2 protein-coding genes are annotated in these 4,229 nt (G+C 55.0%); both read right to left on the bottom strand.

The window, feature by feature from the left end:
• Positions 1-740: 740 nt before the first annotated feature.
• Positions 741-1,106: a response regulator gene (locus tag AC1DUU_RS24705; protein WP_476786014.1), complete on the bottom strand. Its 366-nt coding sequence runs from the start codon at positions 1,104-1,106 to the stop codon at positions 741-743.
• Positions 1,103-4,138, bottom strand: a complete 3,036-nt coding sequence (locus tag AC1DUU_RS24710) for a PAS domain S-box protein (protein WP_476786015.1) — start codon at positions 4,136-4,138, stop codon at positions 1,103-1,105. Before AC1DUU_RS24710 ends, AC1DUU_RS24705 begins: the two co-directional genes overlap by 4 nt.
• Between the last annotated feature and the right edge of the window lie 91 nt (positions 4,139-4,229).

Here is a 4,229-nt window from a genome sequence, read left to right on the forward strand (position 1 = left end):
AGTCGATCCGCTTCGACCGCGCTCAATAGATCAGTAATGGACCAAGGCGACTGCCTCGCTTCGATATCGGCATGGTAACTCGGAAGGGAGYCGTAGTCTGGCAACCCCGCTTCGTGCCGTAGGAGTTGGGCGGGTGAGCGCGTCAGAGCATTCCCGGAGACGCTCTCCATCGCGAGATCAGGCCGACTTGACCGCATTGGCTACCCAGTGATGCTTCCGCCGAGCCGGTACTTTGCCGTTCTCTGTTTTGTTTTGTGGCGCGTCATCGCCTCGCCGTCGCATAAATCGGCACTGTAGACCGGCCCGGCCCCCCTACTCCGGTCTGCAGCGCCGTGCTTTGACACATAGAAGAAGAATATGTCTCGCGAGGGCCCCGCAGAAAAAGCCACAATCTGCTAAGGTGAGGCGATCCGCGGGCACCAACGAACTAGGGCATCCCCGCGCAATCTGGAGGTTGTCTTGCCCGTACTGCACCAGCAAGGCGTCGACTTGGTCGTCGAGTTACTCGAAACAGCTGATAGCCTCGAAATTCCATCCGAGTTCGAGATAYGAAATCTGCTTCGTAGGGCGGCCTACGTACTTGCGGATCTACTCGCTCGAGATGTTCCAAAGGATAAGTAAGACAGCCCAACTGAAGCAAAGCTCATGCAACCGAGACAGAAACCGCTGAGATCCCGGTGCCGTACCAACTGAAACGGCCTGCCAAGCAAGGCTTCGACAGGCCGCTCTAGCCGTTCTCCTCATGCTGCCCCAACAAGCCGGCGCAGCCGGCGATCGAGGACGGCCGCATCGTACGGTTTGGTTATGCGGGGGTGGTCCCTGAACTTCTCGGGCAAATCCGAGGGTGCGTAGCCTGTGAGGAAAAGAAACGGAATCCCTCGCGCCACCAGCTCTTCCGCCAGGGGATAGACCCACTGACCGTTGAGATTGACATCGAGTGTGGCCATTTCGAAAGCTAGATTTCGCGACGCCTCGATGGCATTAGCCAAGGTCGAATAGGGTCCAAGCGGCACGAATCCGGCAGCTTGAAGGTCATCCACCAATGTGATCGCCAGCAAATGTTCGTCTTCGACAACCAACACTCTTGGCAATTGCTCATTCATCATACTGACTCGGCAAGCGGAAGCTCAATCGAACAAACAAGTCCATTCTCTGCGAAATCGAGCGCCACAGACCCCGAGAACTCGGCAACAAGCACGCGCTCCAACAGCATGCGTCCGAAGCCACTACGCTTTGGGCGCATGACGCGCGGGCCGTTCGCCTCGCGCCACTGAATGTTCAATACAGGAGGCCTTCCAGCGACATTCCAAGTCACTCTGACTTCGCCATGCTCTGTAGAAAGTGCACCATATTTTGCAGCATTCGTGGCGAGTTCGTGTATTGCCATTCCCAAGGTCAAGGCACGCTTTGGCGTGAGCGTTATATGCGGACCTGAAATATCAAAGTTGCCGTCACGCTCTTCGCGATAGGGGGCCAATTCGTCACGCACGATCGTGTCTAGCGAAACGCCTGCCCAGTTCGACTCGGCAAGTCTGGTATGGGTTTGCCCAAGCGCGCGAATGCGCGCGCTGAAAGAACGCTGAGCTTCTTCCATATCTGGGTTCGATGCGAAGGACTGTCGAGCGATTGAATTCACAGTGGCAAGGGTGTTCTTGACCCGATGGCTCAACTCAGCGATCAATAAGCTTAGCTGTGCCTCGGAGGCCTTGCGTTCAGTTACATCCATGCAAACGCCAGCAAGGCGCTTGCCGMTGCCACCTCGCGATGGGACGTGCCGACCAAACGCCTCCACCCATCTTATCGTCTCGTCGGGCAGACAGATGCGGTACGAAACATGATAGTCGCTTTGAGTGTCAATCGACTGACGGATTTGCCGCTCGACCAAGACAACATCATCAGAGTGAACATCTCGCTTGAAGTCGGCGACAGTTCCGCCAAAAGCTCCTGGTTCGAGGCCGTGGAGCCGTTCAAGTCCGGGTGACCAAACAATCTTACCGGTTTCGATATCCCAGTCCCAAGCCCCCATCCGTCCGGCATCAAGCGCCAACTGAAGCCGCCCCTCGCTTTCCTTCAGGGCCGCCTCGACTTGCTTACGTTCCGTTATATCAACAAATGCCGCGACAGCTCCAACAGGCTTCCCCGTTGGATCCCGTAATGGAGTGGCATTGCCAAACAGGTGACAGGAAGTTCCGTCTAAAAAACGAATCTCTTGCTCGAAATTGCTTACCTCCTCCCCGCGCGCGGCTCGCTGAACGGGCAACTCGTTAGGACTAAGCTTCGTGCCTGCGGAATAGACTTGGAAGTGCACGGGTCGCTCATCAGGTGCGGCAGACAGGGAACTGTTGGCATCAGGTGGTAGCCGAAGCAGTTCAAAGGAACTCCGGTTGCCGCCGATCACACTGCAGTCGCTCGTTCGCGCGATCCAAATAGGCGATGGCACCGCTTCCATAATTGCCTGTAGTTCCGCCGCGCGGGCTCGTTCCCTGGCCTCTTTCTCCCTCAGTTCATCTTGCGCCTGACGCCTCGCCCGGTCGGACCGAATTCTTTGGATGCTGAAACCAAGTTGCCGAGAAATCGTCAGCGCCAGTTCCGCGTCTTGATCAGTGAAGATGTGCGGTTCATCGTAGTAGGTCATAAATTTTCCGATCAGCTTCTTCCCCGTGAGCAAGGGAAAAAAGCCTAACGCCCCAATGCCTTCATCCCGAATTGTAGTTCGGAGTTCCTCCGATATAACTGCCTGGCGAACATCTTCCATGAAAACTGGTGCCGGATCCCGGCTTGAAACACTCCATGGCGAATGCCCATCAACTGCCGTGCGGTAACGGTCGGAAAGACCATGCGACGCCACAAATCGCATCGTGTCAGACTCGTCGAAAAGCAAAATTGACGCCCTGGTGCAAACGAGGGCCGTCTGGATGGCGTCAAGCGCCGCGGCATAAGCGTCTTCAATACTTTTCGCGCGATGGAGCCGCTCGGTAAGCCTATGGAGAGCGGTCTGCTGGCGAACCTGGTTGGAGAGAGCCGCTTCCGATTTCTTCCGCTCAGTTATGTCGCGAGCGATTTTCGATGCGCCAACAATGCGATGTTCCGCATCACGAATTGGAGACACAGTTAGCGACACGTCGACAGTAGCGCCATCCTTGCGTAAGCGCTTTGTCTCGTAATGTTCAATCCGCTCCCCTTTGCGAATTCTGTCTAAAATCCCGGCCTCTTCATTCTTCAGTTCTGGCGGGATCAAGATCGTGACGGTCTTGCCCATAACTTCGCTCGCGGTATAGCCAAAAAGGCGTTCGGCCCCCTTGTTCCAACTGCTGATTATGCTGTGCAGATCGGTGCTTATGACGGAGTCGTTGGTATTTTCGACGATCGATGCCAAATGCTCAATCGTTACCTCTGCCTTTCGCCGATCGGCATTGTCTCGTTTACTGGCGATCTGTAGTTGGGCATTGTCGATCGCAACAGCGGCATGGGCTGCGATTGTCTGGACTACTTGTTCCGTTTCTTTGGAAAACATCCCGGGGCTCTCATGCCCGAAAAACAATCCGCCGAGAACTTCCCCCGAACGAGCTACAACGGGAACGGCTAGATAACTTCGGACTGGAAGGTGTTCCTCGGGCATACCGAAATGTGGCGCAGACTTGCCATAGCGAGGGTCGAGGTGAATGTCGTCACTTCTCACTACTCGTTCGCCGTTGAATGTCGGCGCGAATATTGCTGTGTTGCGCGGCATCCCAAATTTCTCAAACGCCGTTCGAGGTGCGCCAGAGAGCGCAACGAGCTGAAAATGCCCGTCAGATTCATCTATAGTATTGTAAAAGAACGCTCCAAATTTCGCCCCACTGAGCTTGGTTGCGCTGTCGGTCACAAGCTGTGCGATTTTTTCCAACGACATATCACTGGATAAACTAGATACTATTCTATTAAACTCCTCGATACGCCTTGTCTTTTCATGTAATTCTGTCTCGGATTTTTTCCGTTCTGTGATGTCAACAAGTACATTCACCGCCCCGGTTAATATGCCGTGTTCATCAAAAGTCGGAGTCGGGAACGGCAAGATTGACACCTTCGTCCCGTCGGGGCGCACTGCAACTAATTCCTCTCCCCTAATCGGTCGCCTCTGTTTTAGGGCTCGAGCCATGGGGCATTCGTCGTGCAGCAATAGCGAGCCGTCGGACCGGCGCAATTCCCAACTCACGCACCAGAGGTCTTTGCAGACCTAAGTAGTGCGT

It is taken from the genome of Aminobacter sp. P4_H6_2 (assembly GCF_056400805.1).